Annotated in this window: 23 protein-coding genes; 5 read left to right on the top strand and 18 right to left on the bottom strand. The window is 76.4% G+C overall.

Going from position 1 to position 22266, the window contains the following annotated elements; genetic code table 11:
• From CHC04_RS00960 to CHC04_RS00910, 11 genes are all read right to left on the bottom strand, one after another.
• Positions 1-576, bottom strand: coding sequence for a TlpA family protein disulfide reductase (locus CHC04_RS00960; protein ID WP_089402050.1), 576 nt, complete (start codon positions 574-576; stop codon positions 1-3).
• Complete coding sequence (locus CHC04_RS00955) at positions 573-1205, bottom strand: histidine phosphatase family protein (RefSeq protein WP_089402049.1); 633 nt, start codon at positions 1203-1205, stop codon at positions 573-575. The genes CHC04_RS00960 and CHC04_RS00955 overlap by 4 nt, the downstream gene beginning before the upstream one ends.
• Positions 1205-2587 (bottom strand): glutamate-1-semialdehyde 2,1-aminomutase, encoded by a 1383-nt coding sequence (gene hemL / locus CHC04_RS00950; protein WP_089402048.1) that lies wholly within the window; start codon positions 2585-2587, stop codon positions 1205-1207. The genes CHC04_RS00955 and hemL overlap by 1 nt, the downstream gene beginning before the upstream one ends.
• A complete protein-coding gene (locus CHC04_RS00945; RefSeq protein WP_176449788.1) occupies positions 2584-3126 on the bottom strand; it encodes a hypothetical protein in 543 nt (180 codons plus the stop codon). The genes hemL and CHC04_RS00945 overlap by 4 nt, the downstream gene beginning before the upstream one ends.
• On the bottom strand, positions 3123-4124 hold the full coding sequence (gene hemB, locus CHC04_RS00940) for a porphobilinogen synthase (RefSeq protein ID WP_089402047.1): 1002 nt from the start codon (positions 4122-4124) through the stop codon (positions 3123-3125). The genes CHC04_RS00945 and hemB overlap by 4 nt, the downstream gene beginning before the upstream one ends.
• Complete coding sequence (locus tag CHC04_RS00935) at positions 4121-5650, bottom strand: uroporphyrinogen-III synthase (protein ID WP_089402046.1); 1530 nt, start codon at positions 5648-5650, stop codon at positions 4121-4123. The genes hemB and CHC04_RS00935 overlap by 4 nt, the downstream gene beginning before the upstream one ends.
• A 77-nt stretch (positions 5651-5727) precedes the next feature.
• Positions 5728-6678, bottom strand: coding sequence for a hydroxymethylbilane synthase (gene hemC / locus CHC04_RS00930; protein ID WP_089402045.1), 951 nt, complete (start codon positions 6676-6678; stop codon positions 5728-5730).
• Positions 6675-8030 carry a glutamyl-tRNA reductase gene (locus CHC04_RS00925; RefSeq protein WP_089402044.1) on the bottom strand — a complete coding sequence of 452 codons (1356 nt, stop codon included), beginning with the start codon at positions 8028-8030 and terminating at the stop codon, positions 6675-6677. Before CHC04_RS00925 ends, hemC begins: the two co-directional genes overlap by 4 nt.
• Positions 8027-8710: a redox-sensing transcriptional repressor Rex gene (locus CHC04_RS00920; protein WP_089402592.1), complete on the bottom strand. Its 684-nt coding sequence runs from the start codon at positions 8708-8710 to the stop codon at positions 8027-8029. Before CHC04_RS00920 ends, CHC04_RS00925 begins: the two co-directional genes overlap by 4 nt.
• A gap of 274 nt (positions 8711-8984) precedes the next feature.
• Positions 8985-9236, bottom strand: a complete 252-nt coding sequence (locus CHC04_RS00915; RefSeq protein ID WP_089402043.1) for a glutaredoxin family protein — start codon at positions 9234-9236, stop codon at positions 8985-8987.
• Positions 9229-10773, bottom strand: coding sequence for a class I adenylate-forming enzyme family protein (locus CHC04_RS00910; protein WP_089402042.1), 1545 nt, complete (start codon positions 10771-10773; stop codon positions 9229-9231). The genes CHC04_RS00915 and CHC04_RS00910 overlap by 8 nt, the downstream gene beginning before the upstream one ends.
• A gap of 152 nt (positions 10774-10925) precedes the next feature.
• Here CHC04_RS00910 and CHC04_RS00905 point away from each other — a divergent pair, with 152 nt between their 5' ends.
• Positions 10926-11840, top strand: a complete 915-nt coding sequence (locus CHC04_RS00905) for an HAD family hydrolase (RefSeq protein ID WP_245816897.1) — start codon at positions 10926-10928, stop codon at positions 11838-11840.
• A gap of 70 nt (positions 11841-11910) precedes the next feature.
• Here CHC04_RS00905 and CHC04_RS00900 read toward each other — a convergent pair whose 3' ends face one another.
• From CHC04_RS00900 to proC, 5 genes are all read right to left on the bottom strand, one after another.
• Positions 11911-12819 carry a lysophospholipid acyltransferase family protein gene (locus tag CHC04_RS00900; protein WP_089402040.1) on the bottom strand — a complete coding sequence of 303 codons (909 nt, stop codon included), beginning with the start codon at positions 12817-12819 and terminating at the stop codon, positions 11911-11913.
• Positions 12812-13930: an NAD-dependent epimerase/dehydratase family protein gene (locus CHC04_RS00895; RefSeq protein WP_089402039.1), complete on the bottom strand. Its 1119-nt coding sequence runs from the start codon at positions 13928-13930 to the stop codon at positions 12812-12814. The genes CHC04_RS00900 and CHC04_RS00895 overlap by 8 nt, the downstream gene beginning before the upstream one ends.
• A gap of 10 nt (positions 13931-13940) precedes the next feature.
• Positions 13941-14039, bottom strand: a complete 99-nt coding sequence (locus CHC04_RS00890; RefSeq protein ID WP_012854759.1) for a 30S ribosomal protein bS22 — start codon at positions 14037-14039, stop codon at positions 13941-13943.
• Between the two features lie 288 nt (positions 14040-14327).
• Entirely contained in the window at positions 14328-14669 is a 342-nt protein-coding gene (locus tag CHC04_RS00885; RefSeq protein WP_245816896.1) for a helix-turn-helix domain-containing protein, read from the bottom strand.
• Positions 14670-14920: 251 nt separating this feature from the next.
• Entirely contained in the window at positions 14921-15739 is an 819-nt protein-coding gene (gene proC / locus CHC04_RS00880) for a pyrroline-5-carboxylate reductase (RefSeq protein ID WP_089402038.1), read from the bottom strand.
• An 86-nt stretch (positions 15740-15825) separates the two neighbouring features.
• Here proC and CHC04_RS00875 point away from each other — a divergent pair, with 86 nt between their 5' ends.
• Positions 15826-16398, top strand: coding sequence for a type 1 glutamine amidotransferase domain-containing protein (locus CHC04_RS00875; protein WP_089402037.1), 573 nt, complete (start codon positions 15826-15828; stop codon positions 16396-16398).
• A gap of 12 nt (positions 16399-16410) precedes the next feature.
• Here the strand turns inward: CHC04_RS00875 and CHC04_RS00870 are convergent, their stop codons facing one another.
• Entirely contained in the window at positions 16411-17202 is a 792-nt protein-coding gene (locus CHC04_RS00870; protein WP_089402036.1) for a hypothetical protein, read from the bottom strand.
• Positions 17202-18146 carry a Ppx/GppA family phosphatase gene (locus CHC04_RS00865; RefSeq protein WP_089402590.1) on the bottom strand — a complete coding sequence of 315 codons (945 nt, stop codon included), beginning with the start codon at positions 18144-18146 and terminating at the stop codon, positions 17202-17204. The genes CHC04_RS00870 and CHC04_RS00865 overlap by 1 nt, the downstream gene beginning before the upstream one ends.
• A gap of 163 nt (positions 18147-18309) precedes the next feature.
• Between CHC04_RS00865 and CHC04_RS00860 the strand changes: the two genes are divergently transcribed.
• The 3 genes from CHC04_RS00860 (at position 18310) to CHC04_RS00850 (ending at position 22256) form a co-directional block, all read left to right on the top strand.
• Complete coding sequence (locus CHC04_RS00860; protein WP_089402035.1) at positions 18310-19116, top strand: DUF3109 family protein; 807 nt, start codon at positions 18310-18312, stop codon at positions 19114-19116.
• 93 nt (positions 19117-19209) lie between these two features.
• Positions 19210-21411, top strand: a complete 2202-nt coding sequence (locus tag CHC04_RS00855; protein WP_089402034.1) for a bifunctional MFS transporter/dTMP kinase — start codon at positions 19210-19212, stop codon at positions 21409-21411.
• Positions 21412-21416: 5 nt separating this feature from the next.
• On the top strand, positions 21417-22256 hold the full coding sequence (locus CHC04_RS00850; protein WP_245816895.1) for a class I SAM-dependent methyltransferase: 840 nt from the start codon (positions 21417-21419) through the stop codon (positions 22254-22256).
• The last annotated feature ends 10 nt before the right edge of the window (positions 22257-22266 follow it).

The raw sequence follows: 22266 nt of genomic DNA, 5'->3' as shown, positions 1-22266 counted from the left end.
TCAGCCCTCCCCGAGCAGCGCGTCGAGCACGGCGCGCAGGTCGTCCTGCGCGACCGCCCCGGTGTAGACGGCGGCCACCCGGCCGTCGCGGTCCAGGACGATCGTGGACGGGATCGCGGTCGCGGGGTAGTCCCGGAAGGCGAGCGCGACCTCGCCGGCGGGGTCGTAGAGCGAGGGGAACTCGATGCCCTGGCTGTCGACGAAGGCCTGCGCGAACTGCTCGTCGGCCTCCTTGACGTTGAGTCCGAGGAAGGCCACGCCCTCGTCGCGGACCTCGGTGTAGACCTCCTGGAACTCCGGGGTCTCCACCCGGCAGGGCGGGCACCACGAGCCCCAGAAGTTCAGGACGGCGACCTGCCCGGCGAGCTCCTCGGAGGTCCACTCGCCGCCGCCGAGCAGCGTGCCGCCGAAGTCGGGAGCCGCCGCCCGCTCGGCGGCCGGGATGACCTCACCGGCCGGGGTGGCCGCGACGAAGCGGTACTCGCCGCCGTTGGTGACGTCGGCCCGGCCCTCGCCGGTGGCACAGCCGGAGAGCAGGGCGAGGGCCGCGAGCGCGGCAGGTAGTGCGCGCCTCATGCGCCGGGGACCGCGTCGGGGTCGGTGGCACCGGCGGGCTCGGCGTAGTCGATGCGCGCCACCTTGTCGCCCTCGTAGGTCACCGACGTGACGCTGGCCAGACCGCACTGCCGGCGGCGCGGGTCGTGGGTGTAGCGGCGGCCCTCCAGGTGCAGCCGCAGCGTCCAGATGGGCAGCTGGTGGCTGACGCAGACGGCGGCCGACCCGCGGGCGGCGTCGCGGGCGGCCTCGACGGCGGCCAGCATCCGCGCGGCGATCTCGACGTAGGGCTCGCCCCACGACGGCCGCACCGGGTTGCGCAGCCGCCACCAGTTCGCCGGCGACCGGAACACCCCGCGGCCGCCGGCCACCCGCAGGCCCTCGAAGGCGTTGCCCGCCTCGATGAGCCGCTCGTCGACGTCGAGGGGCAGGTCCAGCGCCTCGGCGACGGGCGCGGCGGTCTGCCGGGCGCGCTCGAGCGGGCTGGACACCAGGTGGGTGACGCCGCGGCCGGTGAGCCACTCGGCGGCCCGCTGCGCCATGGCCTCTCCAGCGGGGGACAGCCGGTAGCCCGGCAGCCGGCCGTAGAGCACCCCGTCGGGGTTGTGCACCTCACCGTGCCGCAGCAGGTGGACGACGGTGGTCTCCATCAGGGCTGCAGCTCCTGGGCGTCCTCGGCGTCGGCGTCGGACGGCGCGTCGGCGCGGTCGGCGGCCGCGGCCGCGCGGGCGGCGGCGGGCAGCGCGTCGAGCACCCGCTCGAGTGCCTCGTCGTCGAGCGCGGCGTTGACGAACCAGGACTCGAACGCCGACGGCGGCAGGTAGACGCCGCGGGCGAGCATCTCGTGGAAGAACGCGCGGTGGGCCGCGGTGTCCTGGGTGCGGGCGTCGTCGTAGTCGCGCACCTGGCGCTCGTCGGGCACGAAGAACACCGAGAACATCGAACCGGCCTGCTGCACGCGGTGCGGCACGCCGGCGGCGAACAGCGCCGCGCTCGTCGCGCCGCGCAGGGTGACCGCGACCCGGTCGCAGCGGGCGTAGACGTCGTCGGTGCAGTGCCGCAGCGTGGTGAGCCCGGCGGCGACGGCGACGGGGTTCCCCGCCAGCGTGCCGGCCTGGTAGACGGGGCCGTTGGGCGCGAGCTGCTCCATGAGGTCGGCGCGCCCGCCGAAGGCCGCGGCCGGCAGCCCGCCGCCCATGACCTTGCCGAAGGTGAACAGGTCGGCGTCGACGGGGTCGAGGCCGTACCAGCCCGAGCGGGACACCCGGAAGCCGGTCATGACCTCGTCGAGCAGCAGCAGCGCGCCGTGTTCGGCAGTGATGCGGCGCAGCTGCGCGTTGAAGCCGTCCAGCGGCGGGACGACGCCCATGTTGCCCGGGGCGGCCTCGCTGACGACGACCGCGATGTCGGGGCCGTGCTCGGCGAAGACGGCCTCGACGGCGGCGACGTCGTTGTAGGGCAGCACGATCGTGTCGGCGGCGGCGCCGGTGGTGACGCCGGGGGTGTCGGGCAGGCCGAGGGTGGCCACGCCGGAGCCCGCCGAGGCCAGCAGCGCGTCGACGTGGCCGTGGTAGCACCCGGCGAACTTGACGACGATCCGGCGGCCGGTGGCGCCGCGGGCCAGCCGCACCGCCGAGAGCACCGCCTCGGTGCCGGAGTTGACCAGCCGCACCCGCTCGACGGGGGCGACGCGGGCGGCGATCTCCTCGGCCAGGTCCAGCTCGCCCTCGGTGGGGGTGCCGAAGGAGAACCCGCGGCGGGCGGCGGCGGTGACCGCCTCGACCACGGCCGGGTGGGCGTGGCCGAGGATCATCGGCCCCCAGGAGGCCACCAGGTCCACGTAGCGGCGGCCGTCGGCGTCGGTGAGCCACGGGCCGGAGCCCTGCGCCATGAACCGCGGGGTGCCGCCGACGGCGCGGAAGGCGCGCACCGGCGAGTTGACCCCGCCGGGGGTGACGCGCTTCGCGCGGTCGAACAGGCCGGCGGAGACCGGTGCCGCGTAGTCGTACCGGGTGGTGTCCAGCGAGGTCACGGCCCCAGTGTCCCCCTGTCCCGGGACCGCCCGTCGGGGGCGTGGGGGTCGGCGGCCTGTGACGTGCCACTCCCCGGCACGGCGGCGGGCAGAGCGGCGAGCAGGGCGCCGCTCAGCGCGGCGGGGTCGCGGGTGGGCACCAGGACGGTGCGCCCGTCGGCCAGTCGCAGCGGCAGCCCGGTGCGCCCGCGCGGCAGCGACCAGCCGCCACCGAGCACCGGGGCGCCGGCGTCGACGCCCGCCGTCCCCTCCCGCACGGCGCGCAGGTGGGCGGCGTCGACGTCGGCCAGCGGCACCCGCTCCCGGCCCACCGTCAGCGCGCTCTCCGGTCCCCGGCCGCCGATCCGCACCGTCCACGCGCGGCGGGCGACCGAACACAGCGCGGCGGCGACGCCGAGGACGACCACCACCCCGAGCGCCCACCCGAGCGGCGGCAGGTCCGGACCGGGCAGGAGGCCGTCGAGCAGGCCGAGGACGGCGAGCGCGGCGGCGGCCAGCCAGAACGGCCGCCGGCTGCCGCCGGGCTCGACGTAGCTCACCGGCGCAGCAGGCGCGCCGCCTCGACCGCCCAGTAGGTGAGCACCTGGCCGGCGCCGGCGCGGCGGATGGCGGTGAGGGTCTCCACGATGGCGCGCTCGCGGTCGATCCAGCCGTTGCGGGCGGCCGCCTCGACCATCGCGTACTCGCCGCTGACCTGGTAGGCGCTGACCGGGACGTCGACGGCGTCGGCGACCCGCGCCACGACGTCGAGGTAGGGCAGCGCCGGCTTGACCATGACGGCGTCGGCGCCCTCGGCGAGGTCCTGGGCCACCTCGCGCAGCGCCTCGTCGGCGTTGGGCGGGTCCATCTGGTAGGTCGAGCGGTCACCGAACTGCGGCGCGCCCTCGGCCGCCTCGCGGAACGGGCCGTAGAAGCCCGAGGCGTACTTGGCGGCGTAGGCGAGGATCGGCGTCTCGGTGAACGCCGCGCCGTCGAGCGCCCGGCGGATCGCCGCGACCTGCCCGTCCATCATCCCGCTGGGGGCGATGACGTGGGCGCCGGCCTGCGCCTGCGCGATCGCCACCGCGGCGTAGCGGTCCAGGGTCGGGTCGTTGTCGACGACGCCGGCCGGCGTCACGAGCCCGCAGTGCCCGTGCGAGGTGTACTCGCACAGGCACAGGTCGGCGAGGAGGACCAGCTCGTCGCCGAGGTCCTCGCGCAGCCGGCGCAGCGCGACGTTGACGATCCCGTCCGCGGCGTCGGCCTGCGAGCCCACCTCGTCCTTCTCGGCCGGGACGCCGAACAGGATGAGGCCGCCGATGCCGGCCTCGGCCGCCTCGTGCGCGGCCTTGCGCAGCGAGTCCGGCGTGTGCTGCACCACGCCGGGCATCGAGCCGATGGGCACCGGCTCGTCGATGCCCTCCTTGACGAACACCGGCAGCACCAGGTCGGCCGGGGCCACCCGCGTCTGCGCGGTGAGCCGGCGCAGGGCGGGCGTCGACCGCAGCCGGCGCCCACGCGCGAAGCCCGGGCTCGACCCGCCCTGCGCCGGGCTCACTGCCCGGCCTCGGCGCGCCGGGCCTCGGCGAACGCGGCCAGCGCGTCGACCAGCGGGGCGACGGCGGCGGTCTCGGGCTGCACGTCGACGCGCAGCCCGAACTCCTGCGCGGTGGCGGCGGTGGCCGGGCCGATCACCGCGACGACGGTCTTGGCGTGCGGCTTGCCGGCGATGCCGACCAGGTTGCGGACCGTGCTCGACGAGGTGAAGCACACCGCGTCGAACCCGCCGCCCTTGATCGCCTCGCGCACCGGCGCCGGCGGCGGCGCGGCCCGCACGGTGCGGTAGGCGGTGACGTCGTCGATCTCCCAGCCGCGCTCGACCAGGCCCGCGGCGAGGGTCTCGGTGGCGATGTCGGCGCGCGGCAGCAGCACCCGGTTGATCGGGTCGAGGACGTCGTCGTACTCGGGGAAGTCGGCCAGCAGGCCCTCGCTGGACTGCGCGCCGGTGGGCACCAGCTCGGGCACGATACCGAAGGCGCGCACCGCGTCGGCGGTCTGCTCGCCGACGCAGGCGACCTTGACGCCGGCGAAGGCCCGCGCGTCCAGGCCCAGCTCGGTGAACTTCTCCCGGACGGCGCGCACGGCGTTGGCCGAGGTGAACACGATCCAGCCGTAGCGGCCGGTGACCAGGCCCTTGATCGCGCGGTCCATCTGGGCGGCGCTGCGCGGCGGCTCGACGGCGATGGTGGGCACCTCGACCGGCACCGCGCCGTAGGCCCGCAGCCGCTCGCTCATCTCGCCGGCCTGGTCCTTGGTGCGCGGCACCAGCACCCGCCAGCCGAACAGCGGCCGGCTCTCCCACCAGGAGAGCTTGCCGCGCTTGTCGACGGCCGAGCCCACGGTGGCCACGACCGCGCCGGTGAGGCCGCCGAGGTCGGCGGTCTTCTCGGCGACGGCGCCCAGCTTGGCGACGACGCTCCTCTGCCCGGTGCCCGAGCCGCCCGCGGTCACCACGACCGGGGTGCTGCCGGACAGCCCGCCCTCGACCAGCCGCGCGGCGGCGTCGGGGAGCTGCTCGGCGCCGGCCTGCAGCACCACGGGGGCGCCGAGCGTCGCGGCCGCGCCGGCGAGGGCCGGCAGGTCGACGTCGCCGTCGCGCAGGTCGGCGGTCAGGGAGGTGCCGCCGAGGGCGACACCGGCGAACGCCGGCACCGCGGTCGACGGCGCGACGCCGGGGACCACGTCGAAGGGCACCGAGGTGCGGCCGACGGCGAGCACCTCCTTGACCGCGCGCTCGGCGGTGTAGGGGTCACCGGCGACCAGCCGGACGACGACGTCGCCGTTCTTGGCGGCGGCGACGGCGCTCTTGGCGACGTCGGCCGGCTCGCCGCTGACCGGGGTCGGGTCGACCTCCGGGCGGCCGTCGCGGACGGCGTCGACGAGGGCGGCGGGGACGTCCGGGTCGACGAGCACGACCGTGGCCTCGGCCAGTGCGGCCGTGGCCCGGGCGGTGAGCATGCCCGGGTCACCGGGGCCGGCGCCGACGAAGACGACGCGGCCGGGGGTCTTGCGGAAGCGCGTCATCACGAGCTCCTGGTCCTTTGTTGGTGTCGAGGCCCTCGGGAGGGCGTGTGCGGGGTCTGGGGTGGGGGCCCGGCGGGTCACCGGGCGGCCGCCACGAGCGCGGCGGCGCCGCGGTCGAGCAGGTCGGCGGCGAGCTCGCGGCCGAGCCGTTCGGCGTCGCCGACCGGGCCGGTCACCGAGCCGCGGACGCCGTCGCTGCCGTCGAGTGCGGTCACCGAGGCGCGCAGGTACAGCTCGGGGCCGTCCTCGCCCTCGGCGAGCTCGGCGTGCGCGGCGACCGGGGCGCTGCACCCGGCCTCCAGCGCGGCCAGCGTGGTCCGCTCGGCGAGCACGGCGGCGCGGGTGCCGGGGTCGTCGAGCGCGGCCAGCAGCTGCAGGGTGCGCTCGTCGTCGGCGCGGCACTCGACGGCCAGCGCGCCTTGCGCGGGCGCGGGCAGCACCTGCAGCGGGTCGAGCACCTCGGTGACCACGTCGAGCCGGCCCAGCCGGGCCAGGCCCGCGCGGGCGAGGACGACGGCGTCGAGGTCGCCGGGGACCACCCGCGCCATGCGGGTGTCGACGTTGCCGCGGATCGGCACGACCTCGAGGCCCAGGCCGAGGGCGCGCAGCTGCGCGACGCGGCGCGGCGCCCCGGTGCCCACGCGGGAGCCGGGCGGCAGCTCGCCGAGGGTCAGCCGGTCCCGGGCGACCAGCGCGTCGCGCGGGTCCTCCCGCGGCGGGACGGCGGCGACGACCAGGCCGGGCTCGGGCGCGGTGGGCAGGTCCTTGTAGCTGTGCACCGCGACGTCGACGGTGCCCTCGAGCAGCGCCCGGCGGATCGCGGTGACGAACACGCCGGTGCCGCCGAGTTGCGCGATCGCCGCGGCGGAGCGGTCGCCCTCGGTGCTGATGTGCACCAGCTCGACCGGCACGCCGCTGGCGGCGGTGACCGCGTCGGCGACGGTCTGCGACTGGGTGTGGGCGAGCCGGCTGGCCCGGGTGCCCAGCCGCAGCGTCGCGGTGGACCGTGCGCTGGTCCGTGAGGTCACGACGCGCCCCCGGGGCGCAGCTCGTCGGGGTCGACGGCGACGGCCTCGGCCAGCCGCGGGCCGTCCGCGGGCACCTCGGTGCCCAGGCCCAGGCCGAACAGCGCGCGCAGGGCGTCGGCGTAGTCGACCCCGCCGGGGGTGCTGGCCAGCTCCTTGACCCGCACGGTCGGCTCGTGCAGCAGCTTGTCGACGACGCGGCGCACCGTGCGGGCGATCTCGTTGCGGGCGCGGGCGTCGAGGTCGGGCAGCCGGGCGGCCAGGCGCAGCAGCTCGGCGTCGACCACCTCGGCGGCCTGGCTGCGCAGCGCGGAGACGGTGGGCGCGACGGCGGCGGCCTGCCGCTCGGCGCGCAGCAGCGCGGTCTCGGCCTCGATGAGCGCGTGTGCGGCGGCGACGTCGTCGGCGGCGACCGGCCCGGTGCTCCCGGCGGCCGACCGCTCGCCCTGCAGCAGCGCGAGGTCGACGACGTGCACGCCCGGCAGCGCGGCGACGCCGGGGTCGACGTCGCGGGGCAGCGCGAGGTCGACGACGGCCAGCGGGCGCCCAGCGCGGTCGGTCATCGCCGCGGCGACGACGTCGGTGCCGACGACCAGGCCGGTGGCGCCGGTGCAGGTGACCACGACGTCGGCGTCGGCGATCGCCGACCGGAGCTCGGCCATCTCGGCGGTGCCGCCGTCGACGGCGGCGGCCAGGCGGGCGGCCGACTCCGGGGAGCGGCTGGCGACGGTGACCAGCGCGCCGCGGCGCGACAGCGTGGTGGCGGCGAGGGCGCCCATGGAGCCGGCGCCGACGACGAGGGCCGGGCGGCCGGCGAGCGGGCCGACGCGGTCCTCGGCGTGGTCGAGCGAGACGGTGACCAGCGAGGCGCCGGCGCGGTCGATGCCGGTCTCGGAGTGGATGCGCTTGCCCACCCGCAGGGCGTGCTGGGCGACCGGGTGCAGCGACCGGCCGACGGTGCCCTCCTCCTGTGCGAGGGCGTAGGCCGCGCGCAGCTGGCCGAGCACCTGGGTCTCGCCGACGACCATCGAGTCCAGGCCCGCGGCCACGGTGAACAGGTGGGCGACGGCCTGGTCCTCGTAGTGCACGGTCACGTAGGGGGTGAGCTCCTCGACGCCGGCCCCGGACTGGCGGGCCAGCACGCGGCTGACCTCGGCGACGCCGCCGTGGAAGCGGTCGACCTCGGCGAAGACCTCGACCCGGTTGCAGGTGGCCAGGACCAGCGCCTCGCTGACGTGGTCGCTGCCGACGAGCTCGTGCAGCGCCTTGACCTGGTCGTCGCGGGTCATGGCGAACTGCTCGAGCAGCGCGACGGGCGCGGTGCGGTGGCTGATGCCGACGGCGAGCAGGCTCATGCCATCCCCCCGGCGGGGGCGAGGGACTCCAGCGGGGCGCCGGGGACGGCGCCGCGCTGCTTGTCGAGGAAGGCCAGGACCTGCAGCTCGACGGAGAGGTCGACCTGGCGGACGTCGACCCCCGCCGGCGCGGTCAGCGTGACCGGCGCGAAGTTCAAGATGCTCCTCACCCCGGCCGCGGTGAGCCGGTCGGCGACGCCCTGGGCCACCTCGGCGGGGGTCGCGATGACCCCGATCGTCGCCCCGGTGGCGGTCACGACCTCCTCGAGCTCGGTGACCGGCCGCACCGGCAGGCCGCCGATCCGCTGGCCCACCCGGGCCGGGGAGGCGTCGAAGAGACCGACGAACTCGAAGCCGCGGGTGCCGAACCCGCCGTAGCCGGCCAGCGCCGCGCCGAGGTTGCCGATGCCGACCAGGACGCACGCGTGGGCCGTCTCCATGCCCAGCACGGCGGCGATGCGGTCGCGCAGGGTGGCGACCTCGTAGCCGACACCGCGGGTGCCGCAGGGCCCCAGGTGGGAGAGGTCCTTGCGCAGGCCCGCCGGGTTGACGCCGGCCGCCGAGGCCAGCTCGCCGGAGGAGACGGTGCCGCGACCGGTGTCGGCGAGGCCGCCGAGCACCCGCAGGTACACGGCCAGCCGGGCGACGGTGGCCTCCGGGATCCGGGGCCGCGACTGCATCACGGGCCTACTCCACAGCGGTCGCGCCCGGGCGACGGCGGGAGCCGAGGGGGGCGGGCGACATCGGGGATCCGGGCGGTCGGCCGCCCGGCGACTCCCACGGTAACCGCTTGTGAACGCACGAACAAAGTCGCAGGCAGCCCGACGGGCCCCCGGCCTGCACGGATGCGCGCCGCTGTGTCCGACACCATACAAGGACCCCGCGTCCCCCCACGCCTCGCAGGCTCGGCGCGGGCCCCTGACGCGGGGCCGTCCCAGCACGTCGCCGGGTGGGTCAGCCGATGCCGAGGTCGCGGCGCAGGCGGGGCACGTCGACGGTGAAGTAGGAGTGCTCGCGGCCGTCGAGCAGCACCACCGGCACCCGGTCGCCGTACTCGGCCTGCAGCTCCGGATCGGCGTCGACGTCGACCTCGCGGCTGCCGACGCCGGCCTCCGCGGCGATCCGCGCCAGCGTCTCGGCGGCGGCGACGCACAGGTGGCAGCCGGCGCGGGTGAGCAGCTCCAGGCGCGGCGCCGGGTCAGCCACGGGACACCTCCGCCGGTGCGGCCTCGTCGAGGGTCAGGCCGAGCTCGCGCAGCCGCGCCCGGCTCACCTTGCCGGTCAGCGAGTGCGGCAGCGCCGGCCGGACCACCACTGACGACGGCACCTTGTACCGGGCCAGCGACGCGGCGGCGTGCGCGCGCAGTTCCGCGGCGTCCACCTCCGCACCCGGCGTGGGCACCACGACGGCGACGACGGCGGCGCCGGTGCGCGGGTCGGGCACGCCGATGACCGCGCTCTCGGCGACGGCGGGGTGGGCGTCGAGCACCCGCTCCACCTCGGCCGGGTAGACGTTGAAGCCGTTGACCAGCACGAGGTCGCTGCGCCGGTCGAGCAGGTGCAGGTCGCCGTCGGCGTCGCGGTAGGCGAGGTCGCCGGTGGCCAGCCAGCCGTCGGCGTCGGGCCAGTCGGCGCCGTCGGGCCAGAAGCCGGAGAAGAGGTTGGGGCCGCGCACCCACAGCTCCCCCGGCCCCTCGCCGGCGTCCCCGCCGCCGCCGGTCTCCCGCAGCGCCACCTCGACGCCGGGCAGCGGGCCGCCGATGCACGCCGGCTTGGCCCGGCCGGTGGCCAGCGTGCTGGCCACGACGGGACCGGCCTCGGTCAGGCCGTACCCCTCCCACACCTGCACGCCGGCGCGGTCGCGCACCGCCCGCCAGGTCGCCTCCGGGAGCGGCGCTGCCCCGGAGGAGGCGGTGCGCACCGAGGCGAGGGCGCGGCGCAGGCCGGCGTCGCCGCCCTCGGCGTCGGCGACGGCGAGCCAGGCCTGGTAGAGCGGCGGCGCGCCGGGGACGGCGGTGACCCGCTCGCGCTCCACGACGGCGAGCGTGGCGCGCGGGTCGAAGGCCGGCACCAGCACCGCGCAGGCCCCGGCGGCCGCGACCAGGCCGAAGCCGGCGTTGAGGCCGTAGACGTGGAACAGCGGCAGGACCAGCAGCACGCGGTCGTCGGGGCGCACCGGCGGCGGGTCCAGCGCCAGGCACTGCAGCTGGTTGGCGCGCAGGGCGGCGGCGGTGAGGACCGCGCCGCGGGGCCGGCCCGTGGTGCCGCTGGTGTAGGCGAGCAGGGCCGGCGCGGCGGGGTCGTCGTCGTCCGCGGGTGGCGGGCCGTCGGCCTCGGGCGGTCCGGCCACGACCGGCACCCCGGCCAGTGGCTCCCGGGCGGTGGCCGCGACGAGCAGTGCCGCGCCGGAGTCGCGCAGCACGTGCTCGAGCTCCGGGTCGGTGTAGGCGGTGTTGACGGGGACCACGACCAGACCGGCGCGCAGCGCCCCGAGCGCCGCGCGCAGCCAGTCGACGCCGTTGGGCAGCTGCACGGCCACCCGGTCCCCGCGGGTGAGCCCGCGTGCGGCGAGCCCGGCCGCGGTCCGGTCGACGAGGGCGTCGAGCTCGGCCCAGGTCAGCCGGGTGGCGCCGTCGACGACGGCGGGGGCATCGGGGCGGGCGGCGGCCGCGGCGCGCACCAGCGCAGCGAGCCCCGTCGGGGCCGCGGCCCCGGCTCCGGACTCCGGATCGGGCCCTGTCACGGGCACCTCCTGGCGGGTGGGCTGGTCCCCGCGATGCTGTCACCGCGGGTGCCGGTCCGCAGCACCCGCGACCGGCCGTCTCCCCCGCACGGGTGCGGATAGGGTCGGGCGGGCCGCCCGCGCGGCGGGCCGCTGGAACCAGGGGGGTGCCCGTGCCGGGACTGCCGTTCCGGCGTCGCCGGGACGAGGACGCCGGGTCGCCGTCGGAGGACGAGATCCGCGCGCACGTCGCGGGTCTGGCGTCGGCCGCGGCCGCCGAGGTCGAGCCGGTGCCGGTCGTCGTCGCCGACCGCACCGCCGCCGCCTTCTTCGACGTCGACAACACGATGATGATGGGCGCCTCGCTGTTCTGGTTCGCCCGCGGCTTGGCCTCCCGCAAGTACCTGAGCTCGCGCGACATCGCGCGGTTCGCCTGGCAGCAGGCCAAGTTCCGCGTCGCCGGCAACGAGAGCGCCGGCGACATGCACAACATCCGCGAGAACGCGCTCGCCTTCGTCGCCGGCCGGGAGGTCGAGGAGATCACCCAGGCCGGCGAGGAGATCTACGACGAGCTGATGGCCGACCGGATCTGGTCGGGCACCCGCAACCTCGCCCAGCAGCACCTCGACGCCGGGCAGCGGGTGTGGCTGGTCACCGCGACCCCGGTGGAGCTGGCGCGGATCATCGCCCACCGGCTGGGGCTGACCGGGGCGCTGGGCACCGTGGCCGAGGTGGTCGAGGGCCGCTACACCGGGCGGCTGGTCGGCGAGCTGATGCACGGGGAGGCGAAGGCCGAGGCGGTGCGGGCGCTGGCCGAGCGCGAGGGGCTGGACCTGTCGCGCTGCACCGCCTACAGCGACTCGGCCAACGACCTGCCGATGCTCTCCCTCACCGGCACGTCGATCGCCGTCAACCCCGACACCGAGCTGCGCGCCGTCGCCCGCTCGCGCGGGTGGACCGTGCGCGACTTCCGCACCGGCCGCAAGGCGGCGCGGATCGGCGTCCCGACGGTCGCCGCGGCCGCACTGACCGGTGGGGTGGTCGGCGGCGCGGTCGCCCTCCGCCGTCGCAACGCCTGGCCGTGGTGAGCCGACGGAACGGCCCTCGTCAGGGGCCCGCGCCGAGCGGGCGAGGCGTGGGGGGACGAGGGTCCTTCGTCTAGCTGAAGACCGAGGAGCGCTGCAGCAGCAGCTGGTAGATCGACTGCTGGATGGTCTCGCGGACCTGGTCGGTCAGGTTGAACACCAGCATCGGGTCCTCGGCGGCCGCGGGCCCGTAGGACGCCGTCTCGATCGGCTCGCCGAAGGCGATGAGCCACTTCGACGGCAGCGGCACCAGCCCGAGCGGGCCGAGCGCGGGGAAGGTCGGCGTCACCGGGAAGTAGGGCAGGCCGAGCAGCCGGGCCAGCGTCCGGGCGTTGCCGATCATCGGGTAGATCTCCTCGGCGCCGACGATGGCGCACGGGACGATCGGCTTGCCGGTGCGCAGTGCCGCCGTGACGAAACCCCCGCGGCCGAACCGCTGCAGGGTGTACCGCTCGCGGAACGGCTTGCCGATGCCCTTGAACCCCTCGGGGAAGACGCCGACCAGCTCGTCGCCGCACAGCAGCCGCTCGGCGTCCTCGCTGCAGGCCAGCGTGGCGCCGAACTTGCGGGCCAGGGAGCCGACGGCCGGCAGCTCGAAGACGAGGTCGGCGCCGAGCAGCCGGAAGCGCCGCTGCGCCGGGTGGTCGTCGTGCAGCGCCACGGTGGTCATGAGCGCGTCGACCGGAACGGTGCCGGAGTGGTTGGCCACCACCAGCGCGCCGCCGGTGGTGGGCACGTTCTCCACGCCGTGGGTCTCCACCCGGAACCAGCGGGAGAACAGCGGCCGCAGCAGCGGCAGCAGCACGTGGTCGGTCAGGTCGGGGTCGAAGCCGAACTCGTCGGTCTCGTACTCGCCGGTGAGGCGGCGGCGGAGGAACTCCAGGCCGCCGGCGACCTGCTCGTCCCAGCCCGGGTCCCCCGGCGGCGGGACGTGCGGCTGCTCGTCGTCGGGACGCAGCGGGATGACGCGCGCCTCAGGCATCGCGCACCGCCCGCAGCCCCGGCGGGGCCGGCGCCGGGCGCAGCCGGCCGTGCACGGTCGTGCCCACCGAGGAGGCGACCGAGCCGGCCCGGGAGACGACCTGCTGGGCCCGCGCGGTGGCGTCGGCGACCAGACCCGGCGGCACCACCGGGGGGACGGTGCGCGCGAAGTCGGCCAGGGCCTCGGCGGTGGTGTAGCGGGGCGTGTAGCCGAACTCGGTGCGCAGCACCGTCGTGTCGACGACGCGGCCGAAGTTGAGGAAGCGCATCTGTTCCGGTGAGTAGTCGACGCCGCCGAAGCGCCGGGTGAGCCGGCCCAGCGACCCCAGCGCCGGTGAGGGCACCGGCAGCTGCAGCCGCCCCAGCCGGCGGATGACCTGCGACAGCAGCAAGGTGCCCTCTCCCCCGACGTTGACCGTGCCGGCGAAGTCGCCGGTGGTGGCGCGGGTCAGCACGCCCAGGGCGTCGTCCTCGTGCAGCAGCTGGACGCGGGCGTCGTAGCCGAGCGCGGTGGGGACCACCGGCATGCGCAGGAACCCGGTCATCACCGAGTCGATGCCCGGGCCGATGAAGTTGGTGAACCGCAGGACGGCGACCCCGACGTCGGGCCGGCGGCGCGAGAAGGACCGGACGTAGCCCTCGATGTCGAGGCTGTCCTTGGCGAAGCCGCCCGAGGGCACCCGGTGGGCCTGCATGGCCTCGGTGAACACGGCCGGGTCGCGCGGCGAGGCGCCGTAGACGGCGCTGGTCGACTTGAGCACGAGCCGGCGCACCGACGGCGCGCGCTGGCAGGCGGCGAGGAGCTGCATCGTCCCGATGACGTTGAGCTCCTTCATCGGCCCCCGCCCGCCGGACCCGGCGGGGGTGGAGCTGATGTTCATGTGCACGACCGTGTCGACGGCCGCGGTGCTGATGACCTTGCCGATCAGCGGGTTGCGGATGTCGGCCCGCACGAACTCGGTGCGGCCGAGGCGGCGCAGCGACTCCGCGGACGGGGGGACGGTGTCGACCCCGATGACCCGGTCGACGGCCGGGTCGCGAGCGAGCTCGGCCGCCAGCGCACCACCGAGCCACCGGCTGACACCGGTGACCAGGACGACCGCGGGCGGCACGAGCCTCAGCTCACTTCTTGTTGCGACGCTGCACGCGGGTCTTCTTCAGCAGCTTGCGGTGCTTCTTCTTCGCCATCCGCTTGCGGCGCTTCTTGATGACCGAACCCATGTCCTGCTCCCGACGTCGTGTCCGCGGGGCGTCGGCCGGTGACCGCAGGGGTCGGAACCGGACGCCACGCGAGTGTGGATCAGCTCGTGTGCGACGGCTCCGGCGGGGCCGGGGATGTCGCTCGGCCCCGAGCCTACCCGGCGCCCCCGCGGCGACGCTGCCGCGGGAACGGGCCGGACGGATCCACTCCGGCGGAGCGGGTGGAGGCGCGTGGTGACGCGGTGGAACGGCCCCTCTGCAGGGTCCCGACGCGAGCGTGCGAGCGGTGGGGGGCAGAGGGGTCCTTCATCAGGCGATGTCGGTGTAGGCGTCGCGCAGGTAGTCCTGCACGGCACGCTCGGGCACGCGGAAGGAGCGGCCGACGCGGACGGCGGAGAGCTCGCCGGCGTGGACGAGGCGGTACACGGTCATCTTGGAGACGCGCATCATGCTGGCGACCTCGGCGACGGTCAGGAAGGTGACCGCGGCGCGCGGCTGCGGGACGACCGGGCGGCCGACCGGCACGGCGGCCGGGTGCTGCGGGCCCACGGGGCGGGCGACGGCGGCGGCCGGGATCGGGCGGGCCATCGGGCGCGGGCCGGGGACGGCCGGGCGGACGTAGGCGGCGGTGCTGCGCTGGGGCATGGTCATCTCAAGTCTCCGGACCTAGCACGAGTCGAGCGTCGGCTTCCCCACCGACTACGGGACTCACACGTGCTGACACAGAGAGTAGGGGGACCCGCGTGACGGAAGCGATGGAAGAAACGGACAGGCGGAACGGTCCGTCCTCGTCATAACTACACGTGTGCAACTCGCTTCACAGCCGTATCGGCGCGTCGACGAGGAGATGTGTCGACACGACTACGCAGCGTCCGACCGCCGTGGGGTGAGCGGCGGTAGGTTCACCGGCTCCCGTCGGACCGGCCGAGCTCGACCGACCGCTGCGCGGCCGCCTCGATGGCCGCGATCAGCGCCGAGCGGACCGAGTGGCGCTCCAGCTCCCGGATGCCGGCGATCGTCGTCCCGCCGGGGCTGCTGACGGCGTCGCGCAACTGGGCGGGGTGCTCCCCGGACTCGCGCAGCATCACCGCCGCCCCCAGCGCCGTCTGCACGACCAGCTCGCTGGTCAGCGCCCGCGGCAGGCCCAGCAGGACGCCGGCGTCGACCATCGCCTCCACCAGGTAGAAGAAGTAGGCCGGGCCGCTGCCCGACAGCGCCGTCACCGCGTCCTGCTGGTACTCCGGCACCCGCGCCACCCGGCCCACCGTCGACAGCAGCGCCTCTGCCTCGTCGAGCTCGGCGTCGCCGGCCGACGCCCCGGCCGACAGCACGCTCATCCCCTGGTCGACCAGCGCCGGGGTGTTGGGCATGACCCGGACCACCGGCACCCCCGGCGGCAGCGCCGCCTCGATCGCGGCCGTGGGGAACCCGGCGGCGATGCTCACCACCAGGTGCCCGGGGTCGACCGACGGCGCGAGCTGCTGCAGCAGCCCCGGCAGGTCCTGCGGCTTGACCGCGAGCAGCAGCACCCGCGCCCGCGCGGCGGCCTCCGTGACGTCGACGACGTCGACGCCGTAGCGCGCGGCGAGCTCGGCGCCCCGCTCCGGGTGCCGCTCGGAGACGACGACGCCGTCGGGACCCGACCGCCGCACCAGCCCGGCCAGCAGCGCCTCGCCCATCTTGCCGCCGCCGAGGACCGCCAGACCCCGTCGCCCGTCCATCGCCCGCTCCCGCCTGTCGAGGTACCCGGTCCGGACCGTAGTGCGCCCGCGTGTGCTGTCCCGGGGGCACGGGTAGCCGCGCCCGCATGGCAGGAGAACTGGACGGGATGAAGGTGGCCGTGCTCGCGACCGACGGCGTCGAGCAGGTGGAGCTCGAGCGGCCGTGGCAGGCGCTGGAGGAGGCCGGTGCCGAGCCCGAGCTGGTGTCGCTGGAGGGCGGCACGATCACCGCCTACCAGCACATCGACGCGGGCGACCGCAAGAAGGTCGACACGACGGTCGGCGCCGCCGACCCCGACGACTACGCCGCGCTGGTCCTGCCCGGGGGCGTGATCAACGGCGACTTCGTCCGGGCCGACGCCGACGCCGTGGCCTTCGTGGCGGCGTTCTTCGAGGCGGGCAAGCCGGTGGCGGCGATCTGCCACGCGCCGTGGGTGCTCGTGGAGGCCGACGTGGTGCGGGGACGCCGGATGACCTCCTGGCCCTCGCTGCAGACCGACCTGCGCAACGCCGGGGCGCGGTGGGTGGACGAGGAGGTCGTCGTCGACGGCAACCTGGTCACCAGTCGCGACCCCGACGACCTCGACGCGTTCTGCGCCGCGCTCGTCGAGCTCTTCGCCCGGGCCGCCGAGGACGACGCCGCCGACGACGACGAGTGAGCCCGGGCCGCCTCAGGTGGCGGCGAGCAGCCCCGCGGCCGGGGCGATGGTGAGCAGCGTCCCGGCGAACACCAGCACCGCGACCAGCCGCGGGCCGGGCGACTCGTGGCCGGTGCGGCGTCGCCACGCGCCGACGCCGGCGACCAGGCCGGCGACGGCCAGCGGGGCGAGGACCACCGCGAGCTGCGGCAGCTGCTCCCACACCACGGTGGACAGGAAGTAGATGCCGACGCCGGCGGCGAGGGCGAGCACGAGCTCCCCGGCGAAGCGCAGCCACGCCAGCGCGCCCTCGCGGGCACCGAGGGGCTCGTCGAGGACCCGGGTCTCGCGGGCGCGGGTGACCGGGATGGGCCCGGTGGCGGGGGCGGGCTCGTCGGCGCCGGGGACGCCGGGCTTGCGCGAGGGGCGGATCCCCGGGATGGCCGCCGTCGAGGGCCCCTGCGGTCCGCGGTCGGCCGGGGACGGCGGCACGCGCCCGGTGTCACGGCCGGTGTCACGGCCGGTGTCCCGGCCGGTCTCGCGGGCGGGGCGGGAGGTCTCGCGCCCGACGCGGCCGGTGTCGGAGACCCGCCCGGTGTCCGACACCCGGCCGGTGTCGCTGGCGCGCCGTCCCGGGTTGGGCCGGTCGGCGTCGGTGTCGGGGTCGCGCTGGCGCTGCTTGATCGGGAGGTCGCCGGTGTCACCCCTGCGCCGCCGGGCGCTGCGCGGTGCCTCGATGCCGGCCTCGCGGAGGATGTCGGCCAGCGGCCGCCCGCCGGTCTCCGGCCCGGGCCCGGCACCGGGCTCCCGGCGGGGCAGTGCCATCACGCGCCTCCCAAGGTGTCGAGCCGGCGGAGGATGACGCCCTCCCGCAGGGCCCACGGGCAGATCCGGACGGAGGGTAGATCCAGAGCCTGCATGGCGGCCTGCGCCACCACGGCGCCGGCGGGCACCTGGTGGGCGCGGTCGGGCGACACGCCGCGCAGCTCGGCCAGCGCCCGGGACTCGATGCGGGACACGAAGCCGATGAGCTGGTCGAGCCCGTCGGCGCTGAGCTCGCGCGGCACCCGCAGGCCCGCGGAGTAGGGCGCGGCGCCGGTGAGCCGGGCCAGCGTGCGGAAGGTCTTGCTGGTGGCCGCGACGAGGTCCGGTGGGCCGTCGGCGCGGAGCTTCTTCGCCGCCGGCCTGAGCACGTCGACGGCGTGCTCGCGCAGCGCGGTGAGCGCGGCGAGGTCGGGGCGGCCCCCGGTCGCGGCCTCGGGCAGGAAGCGGCGGGTCATCCGGCCGGCCCCCAGCGGCACCGACAGGGCGACCTCGGGGTCCTCGTCCACGCCGCTGGCCAGCTCGAGCGAGCCGCCGCCGATGTCGAGGACCAGCAGGCGCCCGGCGCTCCAGCCGTACCAGCGGCGGACGGCGAGGAAGGTCAGCCGCGCCTCCTCCTCCCCGGTGGTGACCTGCAGGTCCACGCCGGTCTGCCGGCGCACCCGGTCGAGCACCTCCATGCCGTTGACCGCCTCGCGGATGGCGGAGGTGACCAGCGCCAGCACCTCGTCGCAGCGCTGCTCCTCGGCCCGCTTGCACGCCTTGCGCACGGCGCTGACCAGCGCCTTCTCCCCCGCCTTGAACAGCACGTCGTCGCGGCCGACGTGCTCGGCCAGCCGCAGCACCGCGCGGTCGTCGTAGGTGGGGGTGGGGTGACCGCCACGGTGGGCGTCGACCACGAGCAGGTGGACCGTGTTGGAGCCGACGTCCAGCACCCCGAGCCGCATGCGCCCAGTCTGCCGGGCGGCCCGGCGGTCGGCCGACGCGGTCGACGACCGGCGCGGTGTGGGCACCCGTCGCGGTCCGCCGGGCGCCGGCACCGCGTCGCGTGCACACGGTGCGCCGGCCGGCCCGCACACCGTCGCCCCACCCCCGACCTAGCCTGGCGCCGTGGAGGACGTACCGCCGGAGGTCGACCCGGACTTCGCCCGCGAGTGGGTGGAGTTCCCCGACCCGGCCGACCCGCGGCACCGGGTGCGCGCCGACCTCACCTGGCTGTCCTCGGCCTGGACCTGCGTGTTCGGCCGCGGCTGCGCGGGCGTCGTCCCCGGCCGCGCCGACGACGGCTGCTGCAGCCACGGCGCGTTCTTCAGCGACGAGGACGACCTCGCCCGGGTGACCGCCGCCGTCGCCGACCTCACCGACGAGGACTGGCAGCTGGCGCCGCTCGGGCGCGGCGCCTGGACCGAGGAGGACGCCGCCGACGACGAGGGCGGCGTCCGCTCGCTGCGCACCCGGCTGGTCGACGGCGCCTGCGTGTTCCTCAACCGGCCCGGCTTCCCGGGCGGGACCGGCTGTGCGCTGCACCGGATGGCGCTGCGCGAGGAGCTGCACCCGCTCTACACCAAGCCCGACGTGTGCTGGCAGCTGCCGGTGCGCCGCGAGCAGGAGGAGGTCGAGCGGCCCGACGGCACCACCGTGCTGGTGAGCACGATCGGCGAGTTCGACCGCCGCGGCTGGGGGCCCGGCGGCGCCGACCTGCACTGGTGGTGCACCGGCTCCCCCGCCGCCCACGTCTCCCCCGAGCCGCTGGTGGTGACCTACGCCGCGGAGCTGACCGCGCTGGTCGGGCCGGCCGCCTACGCCGAGCTGCGCCGGCTGACCGAGGCGCGGCTGGACCTGGGTCTCGTCGCGCCGCACCCGGCCAGCCCGGCACCGGTGCCCCTGACGCTGCGGCGGCGCCCGCCCGGCTCCTGACCGTCCTCCTCCGTCCGGGTGCGGCGGTCCCCGGACGTCCCCCGGCGCCACTACCCTTCCCAGGACGACCGCGACGACCGGACGGCGAGGACAGTGAGCGACGGACAGGCGGCGCACCCGGGCACGACCCGGTCGGGGTCGTCACCGAGCGGGCACCGCGCCGACAACGCGCTGCTCGCACTGGTGCGGATCCCGGTGTTCCGCCGGCTGTGGGCGTCGATCACCGTGTCCAGCCTCGGCGACTGGCTGGGCCTGCTCGCCACCACCGCGATGGCGCAGCAGCTCACCCGCGACCAGTCCACCGCGGTGCAGGGCGTGGCGATCTCCGGCGTGATCCTCACCCGGCTGCTGCCCGACCTGCTGCTCGGCCCGCTGGCCGGTGCGCTGGCCGACCGGCTCGACCGGCGCACCACCGTCGTCGTCGGTGAGCTGCTGGCCTGCGGCCTGTACCTGTCGATCGCGGTCAGCTACGAGCTGACCTGGCTCTACGTCGCCCAGTTCCTCGTCGAGGCCGTCGGGCTGTTCACCAACCCCGCCAAGCAGGCGATCTGGGTGGCGATCGTGCCGCGGGAGCGGCTCGCGGTGGCCAACCAGATCTCGCTGTTCAGCGTCTACGGCGCCGTCCCGGTGGCCTCGCTGCTGTTCGCGCTGCTGTCCACCGTGGCGCGGGTGTTCCCCGGCAGCGAGGAGGGCAGCGACGCGCGCACCGCGATCGTCATCGCCCTGGTGTTCAACTCCGTGAGCTTCGCGATCTCGGCGTGCACGGTCTTCCTGTCCCGCCGGCTCATCCCGCCCACGGCCACCGACCGCACGGCGCCGGCGAACGTGTTCTCCCTCGTCGTCGAGGGGGTCTCGTTCCTGCGCGGCCAGCCCCTCATGCGCGCCCTCTACGTCGGCGTCATCGGCGCGTTCGGCGCCGGCGGCCTGATCATCGGCGTCGCCCAGCTCTACATCGCCACGCTCGACGCCGGTGCGGCCGGCTACGGCGTGGTGTTCGGCACCGTGTTCACCGGCCTGGCGCTGGGCATGCTCACCGGCCCGCGGATCCTGCCCACGGTGCCGCGGCGGGCGCTGTTCGCCCGCTCGATCGGGCTGGCCGGCGTCGCGCTGCTGGCGATGTCGCTGCTGCAGGACTTCGTGCTGGCCACCGCGGCGGCCTTCCTCGTCGGCCTGTTCGCCGGGGTCTCCTGGATCATCGGGTACACCCTCATCGGCTTCGAGGTGGAGGACCGGCTGCGGGGGCGGGTGTTCGCCTTCGTCGTCTCCTCGGTGCGGATCGTGCTGCTGCTGTCCGTGGCCGTCGGCCCCGGTCTGGCCGGCCTGCTCGGCGCGCACGAGCTGCGGGTGGGCGAGCTGGTGCTCAGCCTCAGCGGCCCCGGCCTGACCCTGCTCATCGGCGGCGTGCTCGCGCTGCTGGTCAGCGCCTACGCCGTCCGGCAGGTGGCGCCGCGCGGCCGGTCGCACACCCGGCCGCGGGACATGCTGCGGCTGTTGTGGGGCAGCTCGGACATCCTCTCGGCCTCCTCCAGCGGCGTCGGGCTGTTCGTCGTGGTGGAGGGCGCCGACCGCGACCTCACCCGCCGCTACACCGCCGACCTCGCCCGCGTGCTGCGCGGGTACGGCCACCCCGTCGTCACCACCCACGAGCCCAGCGACACCGCGCTGGGCCGCCAGGTGCGCCAGCTGCTCTTCCCGCCGGCGCCGGAGGCCACCCCCGGGCAGGGGGTCACCGACGACGAGGGCCGCCCGGTGGCCGCCTACACCGCCGCGCTGCTGGCCGCCGCCGACCGCGCCGAGCACGTGGCCACGGTGATCCGCCCGGCCCTGCAGCGGCGCCAGGTCGTGGTGTGCAACCACTACGTCGACACCTCGATCGCCTTCCACGGCGCCGGTCAGGGCCTCGACGCCGACCGGATCACCCGCACGTCGCTGTGGGCCACCCGCGGACTGCTGCCCGACCTCACCGTCGTCGTCGACTCCGCCGTCACCGCCGGCCCGGCCGGCGTCGACGCCGACGCGGTGCGCGCGGGGTTCCTCGCCCAGGCCGACGCCGCCCCCGACCGCTACGTCGTCGTCCCCGGGGAGCTGCTCGACACCGACACCCCGGCCGACGGCGACGGGCTGGTGTCACCGGTGGTCCGGCGCCGGCTCGCCACCCTGATCGCCCAGCGCTACCCCGACACCGCTCCCGGGGGGACCGGCAGCGGCGCCGACGAGCCCGGCGACGGGGGCGACCCGCCGGTCGGTGCGGGCCGCACCGCTCCCGGGGGCAGCACCGGTCGCTCCGTAGGCTGACCGGCGTGACTGCCCCGGTGACCTCCGAGCCGGTGACGTGGACCGCCGAGGACACCGAGGAGGTCGACTGCTGCCTGTGCGGCGTGCGCGGCCGGCCGGTGCACGACCTCGCGCCCTTCGGCGTCGTCCGCTGCCCGTCCTGCGGGCTGGTGTTCGTCAGCCCGCGGCTGCGCCCGGAGGCGCTGCAGCGGCTCTACGACGACGTCGGCTACTTCGAGGGCGGGGTGTACGGGGACGCCGCCCAGCAGCCCCGCCGGCTCGACCCCGCCATGCTGCTGCAGCGCACCTGGACCGCCGGGCGGCTGGCGCTGCTCGACCGCGTCCGCGGGCGCGCGGCCGGCGGCCGGTTGCTCGAGGTCGGCGCCGGCTACGGGCTGTTCCTCGACGCCGCGCGGGCGGCGGGCTGGGACACCAGTGGCGTCGAGCTGTCCCGCACCGGCGCCCGGCACGCCGTCGAGACCCTCGGCCTCGACGTCTTCTGCGGCCAGCTCGCCGACGCGCCGCTGACGCCGGGCTTCGACGTCGTGTGCGCGTGGGACACCGTCGAGCACGTGCCCGACCCCCTCGCGTTCTGGCGGACGGCGCGCTCGCTGGTGGCCGACGACGGCGTCGTGCTGTTCTCCACGCCCTACGTGTCCTCGCTGCCGGCCCGGCTGCTGGGCACCCGCTGGTGGACGCTCAAGCCGGCCGAGCACATCTGGCACTTCACCCCGCGCACGCACGCGATGCTGCTGGCCCGGGCCGGCTTCGCGCTCACCCGGGTGGTGCGCAGCCCGCTGGCGCCGAGCAACGCCGGGCGGCTGGACTCCCTGGTCGGCGTCGCCCGCCCGATCCCGCTCGGCTGACCGGCCGGTC

This window comes from Geodermatophilus saharensis (assembly GCF_900188205.1).
Taxonomy (GTDB): Bacteria; Actinomycetota; Actinomycetes; order Mycobacteriales; family Geodermatophilaceae; genus Geodermatophilus; species Geodermatophilus saharensis.
The sequence above is the reverse complement of the archived record's forward strand: the minus strand, read 5'-3'. Positions and strand labels throughout refer to the sequence as shown.